The organism is Streptomyces sp. NPDC104309 (assembly GCF_055584025.1).
In genome coordinates this window covers 329,534-343,975 of the sequence record NZ_JBVJMV010000005.1, presented here as the reverse complement: position 1 = coordinate 343,975, position 14,442 = coordinate 329,534, and the positions used below count along the sequence as shown (strand labels likewise).

At 72.4% G+C, this 14,442-nt stretch carries 12 protein-coding genes; 2 read left to right on the top strand and 10 right to left on the bottom strand.

From position 1 onward, the window contains the following. Positions 1-80: 80 nt before the first annotated feature. Positions 81-1,205, bottom strand: a complete 1,125-nt coding sequence (locus ACZ68L_RS10020) for a PfkB family carbohydrate kinase (protein ID WP_469575733.1) — start codon at positions 1,203-1,205, stop codon at positions 81-83. A 338-nt stretch (positions 1,206-1,543) separates the two neighbouring features. On the opposite strand from ACZ68L_RS10020, the gene ACZ68L_RS10015 reads away from it, so the two are divergent. Then, positions 1,544-2,902, top strand: coding sequence for an MFS transporter (locus ACZ68L_RS10015; protein WP_469575732.1), 1,359 nt, complete (start codon positions 1,544-1,546; stop codon positions 2,900-2,902). On the opposite strand, the gene ACZ68L_RS10010 is transcribed toward ACZ68L_RS10015, so the two are convergent. The 9 genes from ACZ68L_RS10010 to hrcA form a co-directional block, all read right to left on the bottom strand. Then, positions 2,866-3,858 (bottom strand): adenosine deaminase, encoded by a 993-nt coding sequence (locus ACZ68L_RS10010; protein WP_469575730.1) that lies wholly within the window; start codon positions 3,856-3,858, stop codon positions 2,866-2,868. The two genes, ACZ68L_RS10015 and ACZ68L_RS10010, sit on opposite strands and share 37 nt — an antisense overlap. A gap of 144 nt (positions 3,859-4,002) precedes the next feature. Next, a complete protein-coding gene (locus ACZ68L_RS10005) occupies positions 4,003-4,911 on the bottom strand; it encodes a ribonuclease Z (RefSeq protein WP_469575729.1) in 909 nt (302 codons plus the stop codon). Positions 4,912-4,929: 18 nt separating this feature from the next. Next, a complete protein-coding gene (locus tag ACZ68L_RS10000) occupies positions 4,930-5,289 on the bottom strand; it encodes a histidine triad nucleotide-binding protein (protein WP_469575727.1) in 360 nt (119 codons plus the stop codon). Positions 5,290-5,431: 142 nt separating this feature from the next. Next, entirely contained in the window at positions 5,432-8,698 is a 3,267-nt protein-coding gene (locus ACZ68L_RS09995; protein ID WP_469575726.1) for a S41 family peptidase, read from the bottom strand. Positions 8,699-8,778: 80 nt separating this feature from the next. Beyond that, the gene (locus ACZ68L_RS09990; protein ID WP_469575724.1) at positions 8,779-9,312 is read right to left on the bottom strand and encodes a hypothetical protein; all 534 of its coding nucleotides are present in this window, start codon (positions 9,310-9,312) and stop codon (positions 8,779-8,781) included. Positions 9,313-9,411: 99 nt separating this feature from the next. Further along, entirely contained in the window at positions 9,412-10,158 is a 747-nt protein-coding gene (locus ACZ68L_RS09985) for a 16S rRNA (uracil(1498)-N(3))-methyltransferase (RefSeq protein ID WP_469575723.1), read from the bottom strand. Further along, positions 10,155-11,228 carry a nitronate monooxygenase gene (locus tag ACZ68L_RS09980; protein WP_469575721.1) on the bottom strand — a complete coding sequence of 358 codons (1,074 nt, stop codon included), beginning with the start codon at positions 11,226-11,228 and terminating at the stop codon, positions 10,155-10,157. The genes ACZ68L_RS09985 and ACZ68L_RS09980 overlap by 4 nt, the downstream gene beginning before the upstream one ends. Positions 11,229-11,352: 124 nt before the next feature. Continuing rightward, positions 11,353-12,489, bottom strand: a complete 1,137-nt coding sequence (gene dnaJ / locus ACZ68L_RS09975) for a molecular chaperone DnaJ (RefSeq protein WP_469575720.1) — start codon at positions 12,487-12,489, stop codon at positions 11,353-11,355. Beyond that, positions 12,490-13,506 carry a heat-inducible transcriptional repressor HrcA gene (gene hrcA, locus ACZ68L_RS09970; RefSeq protein ID WP_376210749.1) on the bottom strand — a complete coding sequence of 339 codons (1,017 nt, stop codon included), beginning with the start codon at positions 13,504-13,506 and terminating at the stop codon, positions 12,490-12,492. 195 nt (positions 13,507-13,701) lie between these two features. Between hrcA and ACZ68L_RS09965 the strand changes: the two genes are divergently transcribed. Next, positions 13,702-14,424, top strand: coding sequence for an MBL fold metallo-hydrolase (locus tag ACZ68L_RS09965; protein ID WP_469575717.1), 723 nt, complete (start codon positions 13,702-13,704; stop codon positions 14,422-14,424). Positions 14,425-14,442 lie beyond the last annotated feature (18 nt).

Here is a 14,442-nt window from a genome sequence, read left to right as displayed (position 1 = left end):
CTGGATTACCAAGCCTACGACTCCGCGCCGACAACACCGAGGGCTTTTTCGCACAGGGCTGCGAACACGCCTGCCCCCGTTCAGGCCGGACGGCGGAAGCCGATCGTCGGGACGGCGCGGCGCAGCGGCCACGGCCGGGCGGCCGCGGGCAGCAGTTCCTCCAGGAAGGCGTACCGCTGGAGCGCCGCGGGGTCCTGGTCCGCGAAGGTGCGCACCTGCTGCCACCAGGCAGCGATCTCCTCCCAGTCCGGTGCCGACAACGAACCGCCGAACTCCTGCACCGAGAGCGCCGCGGTCAGTCCGGCGAAGGCCAGCCGGTCGGCCAGCGGCCAGTCCGCCAGGGTGCCGGTGACGAAGCCGGCGACGAAGACATCGCCCGCACCGGTCGGATCCAGCGCCTCGACCTCGATGGCGGGCACCTCGGCGCTCGCCCCGGTCGCCGCGTCCACCGCGTACGCGCCCTCCGGGCCCAGGGTGACCACGGCAAGCGGCACCCGTTCGGCCAGGGCGTGGGCGGCGGCGCGCGGGCAGCCGGTGCGGGTGTAGCGCATCGCCTCCTCGGCGTTGGGCAGGAACGCCTCGCAGTGTTCCAGGTCGGCCAGGGCGTCCAGGTCCCAGCGCCCGGTCTCGTCCCAGCCGACGTCGGCGAAGATCCGGGCGCCGTTCCCGGCGGCCTTGGCGACCCAGGGCTCCCTGCGCCCGGGGACGAGCGAGGCGATCGCGGCCCGCGCGCGGGGCGGACAGCGCGGGAAGACGGACTCCTCCGCGGGGAGCACGGCGCCGGGGGTTCCTTCCGGGCCCGGGGCCTCGTGGCCGTGCGAGACCATCGTCCGTTCGCCCTCGTACGCCATGGAGACGGTCACCGGCGAGTGCCAGCCGGGGACGGTGTGCGACATGGACAGGTCGATGCCCTCGCCCTGCTCCAGGGCATCCCAGCAGTACTCCCCGTAGTGGTCGTCGCCGAACGCCGCGGCCAGTGAGGTGTGCAGGCCCAGCCGGGCCAGCGCGGTGGCCATGTTGGCGACCCCGCCGGGGCTGGAGCCCATGCCGCGTGCCCAGGACTCGGTGCCGCGCACCGGGGCGCTGTCCAGGCCGGTGAAGATGATGTCGAGGAAGACCGTGCCGGTGAGGAAGACGTCGCAGTCCGGGTCCTGCGGGGCACGCAGCCCGTCCAGTGGGTCGATGGCTGGAATGTCCGTGCTCACCTTGCGCTCCCCGGTCGTGGCAGATGCGGCCAGTGTGCCCGATCCACTCCCGTAACCGGAGGGTCCGCGCCGCCCCTTCACCGGGGCTCGCGCCGGCTCCGCACCCAAGGGCGCTGACCTGCATAAATGAGGGCGACTACCCGGACATCCGAGACGCAAACGCCTATGTGATCCAGATCACGCCGGGGCGGCTTTCGGTCGGCTGGACGCAGTTGATACAAATTGGCCCGCGAGCCCCGTTGGCGGCACTTGCCGACGTGTGCACCGTCTCCCCCGTATGTCCCGCATTGCCCTCCCCTGCCTTCTCTGCCTCCTTCGGCATGTCTTCAGGAACGCCCATGTCCTCGCGCCCTCGCGCCGCGTGGCCCCTGGTCGCCGTGTTCACCGCCGGTTACCTCGCCGCCTATCTGCTCCCCACCATCGTCGGGCGGCTCTCCGTCCATCTGGGCCTCAGTACCGCCCAGGCCGGTCTGGTGGGCAGCGCCCTGCTGCTGAGCTCCGCGACAGCCGGATTCACGCTGGCGGGCCGGGTCGAGACGTACGGGCCGCGGCGCCCGGCGCGGATCGGGCTGATGCTGGCCATGGCGGGGTACGGCTGCGCCGCGCTGGCGGGCTCCGTGCCGCTGGTGGTCGTGGGCGCGATGATCGGCGGCTTCGGCTCGGGTACGGCCACCGCCGTGGCCGCGGCGGGCATCGCGGCCCAGCGCGATCCGCACCGGACCTCGTCGCTCGGTCTGCTCAGCGTCTCCGCGACGGCGGGCGCCCTCTATCTGACGATTCCGCACCTCGGCGGCGGACACCGGCTGCCGTTCGCCTCAATCGCCCTGGTCGCCCTGCTCGTCTGGCCCGCCACCGCACGGCTCGGCGGCCCCGCGCCCAGCGGTCCCGCGGCCCCCGTCGTCGGCCGGCTGCCGCACCGGCGCTCCGGTCTGGTGCTGGCGGGCGGCATGCTCGTCTGGTCCATGGCGCAGAACGCGCTGTGGGGCGTCAGCAGCCGGATCGGCGCGGTCCAGGCCGGCCTCTCCGAGGTCACCATCGGCGCGGTGTTCGCCGCCGCGCTCGGTGCGGGTCTGCTCGGTGTGATGGGCGCCGGGGTGCTGGGCGCCCGGCTCGGCCGGGCGGTGCCGATCGGCCTGGGCACCGTGATCATCGCGGCGAGCATCGTGCTCAGCTCGTCGGCCGGGAGCCTCGGCTCGTTCGCGACCGGCGAGATCCTCTGGAACACGGTCTACCCGGTGGTCCTGTCGTATCTGATCGGGCTGGCCGCTTCCCTGGACGTGCGCGGCCGCTGGGCGGTCCTCGCGGGTTCGGCCTCATCCGTCGGGGTTGCCTGCGGACCGGTCCTGGGCAGTGTGCTGTCCGAGCAGGCCGGCTACCCGGTCATGGGTCTGATCCTCGGCGCCGTCACGCTCCTGGTCGCCGCCCCGGTCACAGCCGTCGCCCTGCACACCGGTGGCCGGCCGCTGGTGCCGGGATCGGTGCGGCGCAGGGGCGGTGCCCCCGCCGCGCTGCTCGCCGTCACCTCCGGAGCGGTGCCCGGCGCCGTGCCCAAGCTGGGCGCGCCCGAGCAGGCCGTCACGGAGATCAGCCTGCCCGCGCTGCGCCGCAGGCGCCCGGCCAGGAACGCGTTCCGGACGGCCGGCCCGTCCGGCGAGGCCGGTCAGTCGAACGCGTACGCCTCGACCTCGGAGAGATAGCGCGCCCTGCGCTCCTCGTCGTGGTCGAGGAAGGCCGCCTCGAAGGAGTTGCGGGCCAGCGTGCGCAGCTGCTCGTGGTCCAGACCGAGCGCCTCGTGGACGGCGCGGAAGGTGTCCCCGACGTACCCGCCGAAGTAGGCGGGGTCGTCGGAGTTCACCGTGCAGAGCAGCCCGGCGTCCAGCATGGCCCGCAGCGGGTGGTCCTCCAGGGTGTCGACGGCGCGCAGCCGTACGTTGGACAGCGGGCACAGGGTGAGCGGCACCCGGTCGGCGACGAGCCGCCTCACCAGGTCCGCGTCCTCCATGCAGCGCAGCCCGTGGTCGATGCGCTCGACCCCGAGCGTGTCCAGGGCCTCGCGGATGTACGCGGGCGGGCCTTCCTCACCGGCGTGGGCGACCTTGCGCAGCCCGAGCGCCCCGGCCGCCTCGTACACCTCGCGGAACTTCACGGGCGGATGCCCGACCTCCGCCGAGTCCAGGCCGACCGCGCTGATCCGGTGCAGATACGGCTTCGCGGCCTCCAGGGTCTCCAGCGCCGACTCGGCGGACTGGTCGCGCAGGAAGCACATGATCAGCTGGGTGGAGATGCCGTGCTTCTCCTCGCTGCGGTCCAGCGCCCGGCCGAGCCCTTCGACGACGGTGCCGATCGGGACGCCGCGGGCGGTGTGCGCCTGCGGGTCGAAGAAGATCTCCGCGTGCCGGACGCCCTGGGCCGCGGCGCGGGTGAGGTACGCGTCGGCGAGCTGCTCGAAGTCCTCCTCGGTTTGGAGCACCGCCATCAGGGCGTAGTACAGATCGAGGAAGGTCTGCAGATCGTCGAAGAGGTAGGCGGTGCGCAGCTCTTCGGTGTCCGCGTACGGCAGCGTCACGCCGTTGCGTTCGGCGAGCGCGAAGGCCAGCTCGGGTTCGAGGGTGCCTTCGATGTGGAGGTGGAGTTCGGCTTTGGGGAGATGCACGGTCTTTCACGCTCACAAGGGGTGGTGCTGATGTGTTCAAGGGCGCCGGGTGGGCACCCGTGTTCGGAGGTGACGGGATGGCCGCCCTCTTCAGGGATACCGGGGTGGAGGCCCTGGTCAGAGGTGCCGGGGTGGATGCCCTGGTCAGAGGTGTCGGGTGGGCACGGGAACCCGGCCGAGGTCGCGGGCGACGGTCAGTTCGCCCTCGAACCCCGCGGCACGGGCCTGGGCCTCGAAGACGGCCGGGTCGTCGTAGCGCTGCGAGAAATGGGTCAGCACCAGGTGCCGTACGCCCGCGTCCCGGGCCACCCGGCCCGCCTGGCCGGCGGTGAGATGGCCGTGGTCGGTGGCGAGTCGTTCGTCCTCGTCGAGGAAGGTCGACTCGATGACCAGCAGGTCGCATCCCTCGGCGAGCACGTGCACGCCGTCGCAGAGCCTCGTGTCCATGATGAACGCGAACCGCTGGCCGCGCCTGCGCTCGGAGACGTCGTCGAGCGTGACGCCCCCGAGGGAGCCCTCGCGCTGGATCCGGCCGACATCGGGCCCCTTGATGCCGTGCTCGGCGAGCTTGGCGGGCAGCATGCGGCGCCCGTCGGGTTCGACCAGCCGGTAGCCGTACGACTCGACGGGGTGCGAGAGCCGGTGGCCGCTGAGCGTGTACGCGTCCGTGGCCGCGAGCACCCCGTCGGTCGCGACCGGGGCCTCGGTCAGCTCGACGGACTCGCGGTAGGCGGTCGCGTACCGCAGCCGCTCGAAGAAGTGCTGTCCGCTCGCCGGGTAGTGCGCGGTGACCGGGTGCGGGACCTGGTCGAGGTTGATCCGCTGGATCACCCCGGCCAGGCCGAGCGAGTGGTCGCCGTGGAAGTGCGTGACGCAGATCCGGTCGATGTCGTGCGCGGCGACACCGGCCCGCAGCATCTGGCGCTGGGTCCCCTCACCCGGGTCGAAGAGGATGCCCTCGCCGTCCCAGCGCAGCAGATAGCCGTTGTGGTTGCGGTGCCTGGTCGGGACCTGGCTGGCGGTGCCGAGGACCACGAGTTCGCGTACGGACACGGTGTGCGATCGGCCGTTCTAGCCGGGGGGCCACTGCAGTCCACGGCCGCCCAGGACGTGGGCGTGCGCGTGGAAGACGGTCTGGCCGGCGCCGGAGCCGGTGTTGAAGACGACCCGGTAGCCGGTGTCCACGATCTTCTCGTCGGCGGCCACGTGTCCGGCCTCGCGCAGTATGTCGGCGGCGATTCCCGGCTCGGCCGCCGCGAGGGCGGCGGCGTCGGGGTGGTGGACGCGGGGGATGACGAGCACGTGGGTGGGAGCCTGCGGGTTTATGTCCCGGAAGGCGACGGTGGTGTCGGTCTCCCGGACGATGGTCGCCGGGATGTCACCCGAGACGATCTTGCAGAACAGGCAGTCGGGCTGCGGTTCTCCCGCCATGGGGTCGGCTCCTCGGTCGGTGGTGATCGTTGTACGGCATGGTATCGGGGCGCCGGCGGCGGGCTCGTCCCCCGTCCCGGGTAGGGGCGGGCGGGGAGCCGGCCCTCCGCCGGCGCACCCGCCCCCCTCCCGCGTCCGCCCCCTACATCCCCGGCGGCTCCGGCGCCCGCTTCGCCGGCGTCTGTGCCAGCGACGCCAGCGCGATCCGGATCGCCTCGTCCAGCTGCGGATCGCGGCCCGCCGCATGGTCCTGGGGCCTGACCACGACCTCGACATCGGGATCGACCCCGTGGTTCTCCACGCCCCAGCCGTAACCCTCGAACCAGAACGCGTACTTGGGCTGAGTGACCGACGTCCCGTCGACGAGCTTGTAGCGGCTGTCGATGCCGACCACGCCGCCCCAGGTCCGCGTACCGACCACCGGCCCGATGCGCAGGGCCTTGATCGCGGCGTTCACGATGTCACCGTCCGAGCCGGAGAACTCGTCGGCGACGGCCACCACGGGGCCGCGCGGCGCGTCCTCCGGGTAGCTGTACGGCCGCATCCCGCGCGGCATGTCCCAGCCGACGATGCGCCGGGCGAGCTTCTCCACGATCAGCTGCGAGGTGTGGCCGCCGCGGTTCTCGCGGACGTCCACGACCAGCCCCTCGCGGGCCACTTCGAGGCGCAGATCGCGGTGGAGCTGGGCCCAGCCGGAGCCGACCATGTCGGGCACGTGGAGGTAGCCGAGGCGTCCGCCGGAGTGCTCGTGGACGTAGGCCCGCCGGTCGGCGACCCACGCGTGGTAGCGCAGCGCCTCCTCGTCGCCGACCGGTACGACGACGACATGGCGCGGGCCGCCGCCGTCCACCGGCGAAACGGTCAGCTCGACCGGCTTGCCGGCCGAGCCGGTGAGCAGCGGCCCGGGTCCGGTCACCGGGTCGACCGGCTGCCCGTCGACGGCGAGAATCGCGTCCCCGACGCGCATCGCCACCCCGGGTGCGGCCAGCGGCGACCGGGCCGCCGGGTCGGAGGTCTCGGAGGGCAGGATGCGGTCGATGCGCCAACTGCCCTCGTCCGTACGGGAGATGTCCGCGCCGAGCTGTCCCTGCCGGGTCGATTCGTCGCGCCATCCGCCGGGCGGCGTCACATAGGCGTGCGAGGTGCCGAGCTCTCCCTGCACCTCCCACAGCAGGTCCACCAGGTCGTCGTGGGTGGCGACGCGCTCCAGCACCGGGCGGTAGCGGTCCAGGACTCCGTCCCAGTCGATCCCGCCCATGTCGGGACGCCAGAAGTTGTCCCGCATGATGCGCCCGGCCTCGTCGTACATCTGGCGCCACTCGGCGGCCGGGTCGAGGATCCGGCGGATCCGGGAGAGGTCGACGGTGACACTGCTGTCGCCGTCGTGGTCGTCGTCACCGGCCGGTACGCGACTGTCGGACGGTGCGACCCGCAGCTTGCCCCGGGTCCGCAGGACGATCCGCTTGCCGTCGCCGCTGACCGCGAAACCGCCGACGTCCGAGGCGAGTTCCTCGCAGCGCAGCTTCTCCAGGTCGTACCGTTCGAGGACCGTCTCGGGGCGGCGGGAGTCGGGCGTGGCGCCGCTCGTACCGAGTACCCCGGTCACCGGGTGGCTCAGCCACAGCAGGCCGTCCCTGGCGGCCCTGAGCGTGGAGTAGCTGGCGGCCTCGACGGGCAGCGGCACGATCCGGTCGGCGAGTCCTTCGAGGTCGATCCGGGTGACGGGCAGCGCGGTCGGGTTGTCCTCGCCGTCGCCGCTCTTCTCCTTCTCGGTCGGGCGGCCGTGGCGCTGCGGCCCGAACGGAGAGGGCGTGGTGGCGGCGAGCGTCAGCAGATGCGGACGGCAGGAGCCGATGAACGCCAGGTCGAAGACGTGGGCGTCGTAGACCGGGTCGAAGGACCGCTCGGAGAGGAACGCGAGGTGCTTGCCGTCGGTGGTGAACGCGGGGGCGAAGTCCCGGAAACGCAGCGGGGTGGCCTCGGCGACGGACAGATCCGCGAGGTGCGCGAGCTTGAGCTGCCTGAGCGGTTCGGGTCCGGGGTGCGACCAGGCGAGCCAGGAGGAGTCGGGCGAGAAGACGAGACCGGAGACGTCGCCGTGCTCGCTGCGGTCCACCTCGTGGACCTCGCCGCTCTCCCGCTCGACGATCAGTACCCGTCCGTCGTGCGCGGCGACGGCGAACCGGCTGCCGTCCGGGGCCGCGGCGAGGTCGAGGACCCTGCCGATACGGCCCGCGGCGAGGCGACGCGGTACGGCGCCCGGTGCGGTGCCGGTGGCGGGTGCGCACTCCAGGGCGTCGTCCCCCTCGGCGTCGGTGACCCAGACGGCGTGCTGGTCGCCGTCCGCCTGGAAGGCGCGGGGCATCCTGGCCCGTACCCCCGGTTCGACGGCGAGTGCGCGGGCCGGGCCCTCGCGGTGGGTGACCCAGTGGACGGCACCGCGCGTCCCGACGGCGCTGCCGCGTCCCGTACGGTCCGGGGACGCGGAGTCGAGGTGGCTGCCCGCGTGCACGGAGTGCGGCTGGAGGTCGGCGCGCTGGCCGCCGAGCCGGATGTCGAGGCGGCGGGGTCCGGCTCCTTCGAGGTCGTCCAGCAGCCAGAGTTCACCGGCCGAGGCGTAGCAGACGCGGGTGCCGTCGGTGGTCGCGTGACGGGCGTAGAAGCCTTCGACGCCGGTGTGGCGGCGCAGGTCCGAACCGTCGGGGAGCGAGGAGTAGACCGCGCCGACCCCTTCGTGGTCGGAGAGGAACGCGACCCGTTCCGGCGTGCGCGACTCCGGTCGGGCGGAGGAGGCCCCGCCGCCCACCCACATCGGGGATTCGATGTTCCCGTCGAGGTCCTCGTGCAGCCGTACGAACTCCGCCGGGCCGTCGCTCGCGCCCTCTTCCGCGATCCACAACTTGCCCGCGGTGCCGCCCCGGTAGCGCTTCCAGGTGGCGGCCTCGCGCCCCATCGTGGCCGAGAGCAGCAGGATCCGTCCGCCGGGCCCGTACGCGAGGGAGCCGACCGGCCCGTACGGCAGGGTCCGCGCGGGACCGCCGTCGACCGGGACGGCCCTGGCCCAGCTGCGCCGCATCGACGCCTGCCCCTGGGCGCTGATGACCAGTACGTCGCCCTCGGGTGTCCAGCCGCGGACGGAGGTCCGGCCGTCGCCCCAGTACGTGAGCCGCTCGGAGGGGCCGCCGTCGACCGGCGCGATGTGTACCTCCGGGGCCCCGTCCCGGGTGGACGTCCAGGCGACCCGGGTTCCGTCGGGAGATATCCGCGGGTTGGTGACCGGTCGGTTGTCGGCGCTGGCACGCCAGGCTCGGCCGCCGTCCAGCGGCGCCAGCCAGACATCGTCCTCGGCGGTGAAGGCGATCAAATCGCCCTGGACATGGGGGTATCGGAGGTAGGCAGGCTGCGTCACACCGATCACCCTAGGCCGCGGGCGTGCTCCGCGGAACCGAGTTGGCCGGAGTCCGCCGGGCGGCCGGACGGCGGACGCGATCACTTGCCCCAGGGCGTTTCGGTCACCGTGACCGTCACGGTGACCGTCGGCCGGGCGCCGCCGTTGCCGCTGCCGAGGGCCGGAATCACGGCACCGGTCGACGGGGCGGCGTTGCAGTTGCCGAGCACATCTGCCCGGAAGACGACCTTCCCATCGGCCTTCCCGGTCAGGTCCCCGCGCACGCACCGCCCGTCGAGCGCCTGGGTCACCTGTCCGGCGATCGTGATGGCCTTGCCCTTTCCGGTCCTCCCAGTGCAGTCGACGTCCGCGATCCGGCGCGCGGAGGCGGAGGGCGACGCGCCCCCGAACCGGTCCCCCACGACGTCGGCCGTGCAGCTCAACCACTGGACATCGACCCCGTTGCGCTCCAGGGCGCCGGTGCCGGTCCGGTCGGTGGTCACGGCGATGGATGCGGAGTTCAGGCCGCCCGCGGGTTCACAGGCCGCGACACCTGCGACCGCCGCGCCCGCGAGTGCGGACGCGGCCAGAAAGCGACGGATACTTCCCTGACCCCATGCCCTTGATGTCCCCATACGGGCAGCTTCCCACCGTCCCCCCTCGGGGCGGTAGACGGCTTACGGCCACACCGGGGGTGGCTCCGGCGCACGGAAGGGGGCTCGGACGGGGCGGTCTCACGACCAGCGGCCGGTGCGCCCCAGCAGCAGCGCCGTCGCCGCCGTGCCGGCCGTCGAGGTGCGCAGGACGCTCGTTCCGAGCCGGCAGATCCGGGCGCCCGCCGCGGCGAAGGCCTCCAGTTCGTCCGGCGACACCCCGCCCTCGGGGCCGACGACCAGCACGATCTCGCCCTGGGTGGGGAGTTGGGCGGCGGCCAGCGGCTCGCTGTCGTACCCCCGCTCCTCGTGCAGGACGGCGGCGAGGTCCGCCGTGGCCAGAAGCGCGGCGACCTGTTTGGTCGTCAGCGCGTCCGCGACCTCCGGGAAGCGGACCCGGCGCGACTGCTTGCCCGCCTCCCGGGCGGTGTTGCGCCATTTCGCCAGGGACTTGAGGCCGCGGTCGCCCTTCCACTGCGTGATGCAGCGCGACGCCTGCCAGGGCACGATCGCGTCGACACCGGTCTCCGTCATCGTCTCGACGGCGACCTCGCCGCGGTCGCCCTTGGGCAGGGCCTGGACGACGGTGATACGGGGGGTGGGCCGGGGCTCCTCGTGGACGGCCACCAGGTCGGTGACCATGAGCCGGTCCTTTCCCTCGGCGGCCCGGACGACACCTTCCGTCCAACGGCCGTGGCCGTCCGTCAGCACGACGTCCTCACCCGCGCGCAGCCGCTTCACCGAGACGGCGTGGCGCCCCTCGGCTCCTTCCAGGACGAACTCGGGCCCGTCGGGAACCTTTTCGACGACGAAGACCGGTGCGGTCACTGCGTACTCCCTGTGCTCACTGCCGTCCGTGCGGCGTCCAGTTCTTCGGCGAGCAGGCCGACCAGCCGGCCGGCGGGCAGCTCGCGTGCCATCCGGTGCCCCTGCCCCGCCCACAGCGCCATGCCCTGGGCGTCCCCGGCCCTGGCCGCCGCCTGGCGCAGCCCGGCGGTCAGATAGTGGACCTGCGGGTAGGCGGCCGGGGCGTACGGGCCGTGCTCACGCATGAAGCGGTTGACCAGGCCCCGGGCCGGGCGTCCGGAGAACGCCCGGGTCAGGTCGGTCCGTACGAACAGCGGGTTGGTCAGCGCCTGCTTGTGCAGCAGATGCGCCCCGGACTCGGGGCAGACGAGGAAGGCCGTGCCGAGCTGCGCCGCCTCCGCGCCCGCGGCGAGCACCGCGGCGATCTGGGATCCGCGCATCAGCCCGCCCGTGGCGATGACCGGTACCTGTACCGTCTCACGGACCTGGGCCACCAGGGAGAGCAGTCCTATCCCGGTGCCGTCGGTCTGCGGATCGTCCCAGTGGGTGGACTGGTGGCCGCCCGCCTCCATGCCCTGGACGCAGACCGCGTCGGCGCCCGCCCACTGCGCGGTCTGGGCCTCCTCGGGCGTGGTGACCGTCACCACCGTGTACGTGCCGACTCCGGCGAACGCGTCGAGGGTGTCGCGGGTCGGGCAGCCGAAGGTGAACGAGACGGCCGGGACCGGGTCCTCCAGGAGGATGGCGAGTTTCGCCTCGTAGCCGTCGTCGCCGCCGGAGTCCGGTTCACCGAGCGGAGTCTCGTACCAGGCGGCCTCACCGGCGAGCTGGTGCCGGTACACCTCGACGGCGCTCGGGTCGGCGAGCCCCGGCTGCGGCATGAAGAGATTGACGCCGAAGGGCTGACCGGTCAGCCCGCGCAGCTGTTTGATCTCGTTGTACATGCCGTCCGCGGTCTTGTACCCGGCGGCGAGGAAACCCAGCCCGCCCGCTTCGGCGACGGCGGCGACGAGCTGGGGACAGGACGCGCCACCCGCCATCGGGGCCTGCACGATCGGATACCGGCAGAGATCGGTCAACACGGATGACATGACCGCATCGTGTCACGTCAAGCACGCCTCGGCGTGCGCGGCCTGCGGTCCATTTTGCCCTTAAACGCCGGACGGGCTCGGCGAGCGAGCCCGTCCGGCGGTCAGGAACGGTGTGCGGGGACCGTCAGCGGCCGTTGAAGGCGTCCTTCAGCCGGGAGAAGAGCCCCTGCTGTCCGGGCTGGAACTGGCCGGTGGGCCGCTCCTCGCCGCGCAGCTTCGACAGGTCCCGCAGCAGTCGCTCCTGCTCCGGGTCCAGCTTCGTCGGGGTCATCACCTCGACGTGCACGATCAGATCGCCGCGCCCGCCGCCCCGCAGATGCGTGATGCCGCGTCCGTGCAACGGGACGGACTGACCGGACTGGGTGCCGGGCCTGATGTCGACCTCCTCCAGGCCGTCGAGCGTCTCCAGCGGCACCTTGGTGCCGAGCGCGCCCGCCGTCATGGGGATGGTGACCGTGCAGTGCAGATCGTCGCCGCGGCGCTGGAACACCAAATGCGGCAGCTCGTGGATCTCCACGTACAGATCGCCGGCCGGGCCGCCGCCGGGGCCGACCTCGCCCTCGCCCGCGAGCTGGATGCGGGTGCCGTTGTCGACACCGGCGGGGATCTTCACGGTGAGCGTGCGCCGCGAGCGGATGCGGCCGTCACCGGCGCACTCCGGGCAGGGGGTCGGCACGACGGTGCCGAAGCCCTGGCACTGCGGGCACGGCCGCGAGGTCATGACCTGGCCCAGGAAGGACCGGGTGACCTGGGAGACCTCACCGCGACCGCGGCACATGTCACAGGTCTGCGCGGAGGTGCCGGGCGCGGCGCCCTCGCCGTTGCAGGTCGCGCAGACGACGGCCGTGTCGACCTGGATGTCCTTGGTGGTGCCGAACGCGGCCTCCGCGAGATCGATCTCCAGCCGGATCATCGCGTCCTGGCCGCGCCGGGTGCGCGAACGGGGCCCGCGCTGCGACGACGTACCGAAGAACGCGTCCATGATGTCGGAGAAGTTGCCGAAGCCGCCCTGTCCGAAGCCGCCCGCGCCACCGCCGCCGGAGGCGGACAGCGGATCGCCACCGAGGTCGTAGACCTGCTTCTTCTGCGGGTCCGACAGCACCTCGTAGGCGGCGTTGATCTCCTTGAACCGCTCCTGGGTCTTCGGATCGGGGTTCACATCCGGATGCAGCTCACGGGCGAGCCGCCGGAATGCCTTCTTGATCTCGTCCTGAGATGCGTCGCGGCGCACGCCGAGTACGGCGTAGTAGTCCGTGGCCACTTACGACTCCGCCAGGATCTGTCCGACGTAACGTGCCACTGCGCGTACCGCTCCCATCGTTCCGGGGTAGTCCATGCGGGTCGGTCCGACCACGCCGAGTTTGGCGACTGCCTCGTCGCCCGAACCGTAGCCGACCGCGACGACGGACGTGGAGTTGAGCCCCTCGTGGGCGTTCTCGTGCCCGATTCGTACGGTCATGCCCGAGTCCTTGGCCTCGCCGAGCAGCTTCAGCAGCACGACCTGCTCCTCCAATGCCTCCAGCACCGGCCGGATCATCACGGGGAAGTCGTGCCCGAACCGGGTGAGGTTGGAGGTGCCGCCGATCATCAGCCGCTCCTCCGTCTCCTCGACGAGGGTTTCGAGCAGGGTGGAGAGCACGGTGGACACGGTTCCCCGGTCCTCGCTCTCGAAGGATTCCGGCAGGTCCTGCACCAGCTGCGGGACGTCCGTGAAACGGCGTCCGACGACCCGGCTGTTGAGCCGGGCCCGCAGATCGGCGAGAGAGGTCTCACCGAACGGAGCGGGGCAGTCGATCATGCGCTGTTCGACCCGGCCGGTGTCCGTGATCAGCACGAGCATCAGCCGGGCGGATGCCAGCGAGAGCAGTTCCACATGCCGCACCGTGGACCGGGTCAGCGAGGGGTACTGCACGATGGCGACCTGCCGGGTCAGCTGCGCGAGCAGTCGAACGGTGCGGCCCACGACGTCGTCGAGGTCGACCGCGCCGTCGAGGAAATTGTGAATGGCGCGACGTTCCGGCGACGAGAGGGGCTTGACGCCCGCGAGCTTGTCGACGAAGAGCCGGTAGCCCTTGTCCGTCGGGATGCGTCCCGCGCTGGTGTGGGGTTGGGCGATGAAACCCTCGTCCTCCAGCACCGCCATGTCGTTGCGGACAGTGGCCGGGGAGACCCCCAGCTTGTGCCGTTCGGTGAGCGCCTTGGAGCCGACGGGCTCCTCGGTGCCGACATAGTCCTGGACGATGGCGCGCAGCACTTCGAGTCTGCGTTCGCTGAGCATCGCGCACACCTCCAGCTGTCCTCGGTGGTTCTCGGGCCGTTCCTGTTTTCTTTCCCAGGAATCTTCCTGGCACTCTGTCGACGTGAGTGCCAGTAATCCCCCGGCCAGTGTACGGCGGCCGAGTGGGGGCCTAGCAAGGGCAACCGGCCACGCTGCCGCGAGACCGTGCAGGTCTTCTGCGGATAGCGTCGCGGTATGAACGCGTCTTGGGAAGAGTTCGGCTGGGAGCGACTCGGTCACGGAGTGGGCCGGCGGCGGCTTCCCGGGTGGGATGCGACGGTCGCGCTGGTGGCCGGAACGGACGGCGCGCTGCTCTACGACACCGGATCGACGCTCCGCGAGGGGGCGGAAGTGCGGGCCCAGGCACAGGCCCTGCTCGGCCGGAGGGTGACGCATATCGCACTCAGCCACCCCCACTTCGACCATGTGCTGGGCACCGCGGCGTTCTCCGGCACCCAGGTGTACGGAGCGGTCGGCATGACCGGGCTGCTGAAGCGCGGGGCGGACGAGCTGTGCGCCGACGCGGTGCGCCACGGGGTGTCCGAGCGCGACGCGGTGGAGGCCACCGGTGTGCTGGTGGCGCCGCACCACGAGGTGTGCGGCGAGTGGACCCTCGATCTGGGCGGCGGCCGTCAGGTGCTGCTGGCGAATGTGGGCCCCGCCCACAGCGGCCACGACCTGGTGGCGCTCGTCCCCGGCTCCCCGACGGTGGTGCTCTGCGGCGACCTGGTCGAGGAGTCCGGCGAACCGCAGGCGGGCCGGGACGCGCTGCCGTCCCGCTGGCCGGCCGCGCTGGACCGGCTGCTGGGGCTCGGCGGCGAGGACGCGGTGTACGTCCCGGGGCACGGGGCGGTGGTGGACGCGGCGTTCGTCAGGGCCCAGCGCGACCGGCTGGCCGCCCTCTTCGGCGTGTCGTGAGGTGCTGTCGTCCTATCG

Excerpts from the sequence above, each read along its gene's own strand:
- ACZ68L_RS10015 (WP_469575732.1), top strand. The coding sequence starts at position 1,544 with ATGTCCTCGCGCCCTCGCGCCGCGTGGCCCCTGGTCGCCGTGTTCACC.
- ACZ68L_RS10000 (WP_469575727.1), bottom strand. The coding sequence starts at position 5,289 with ATGGCGGGAGAACCGCAGCCCGACTGCCTGTTCTGCAAGATCGTCTCG.
- ACZ68L_RS09990 (WP_469575724.1), bottom strand. The coding sequence starts at position 9,312 with ATGGGGACATCAAGGGCATGGGGTCAGGGAAGTATCCGTCGCTTTCTG.
- ACZ68L_RS09980 (WP_469575721.1), bottom strand. The coding sequence starts at position 11,228 with ATGTCATCCGTGTTGACCGATCTCTGCCGGTATCCGATCGTGCAGGCC.
- hrcA (WP_376210749.1), bottom strand. The coding sequence starts at position 13,506 with ATGCTCAGCGAACGCAGACTCGAAGTGCTGCGCGCCATCGTCCAGGAC.
- ACZ68L_RS09965 (WP_469575717.1), top strand. The coding sequence starts at position 13,702 with ATGAACGCGTCTTGGGAAGAGTTCGGCTGGGAGCGACTCGGTCACGGA.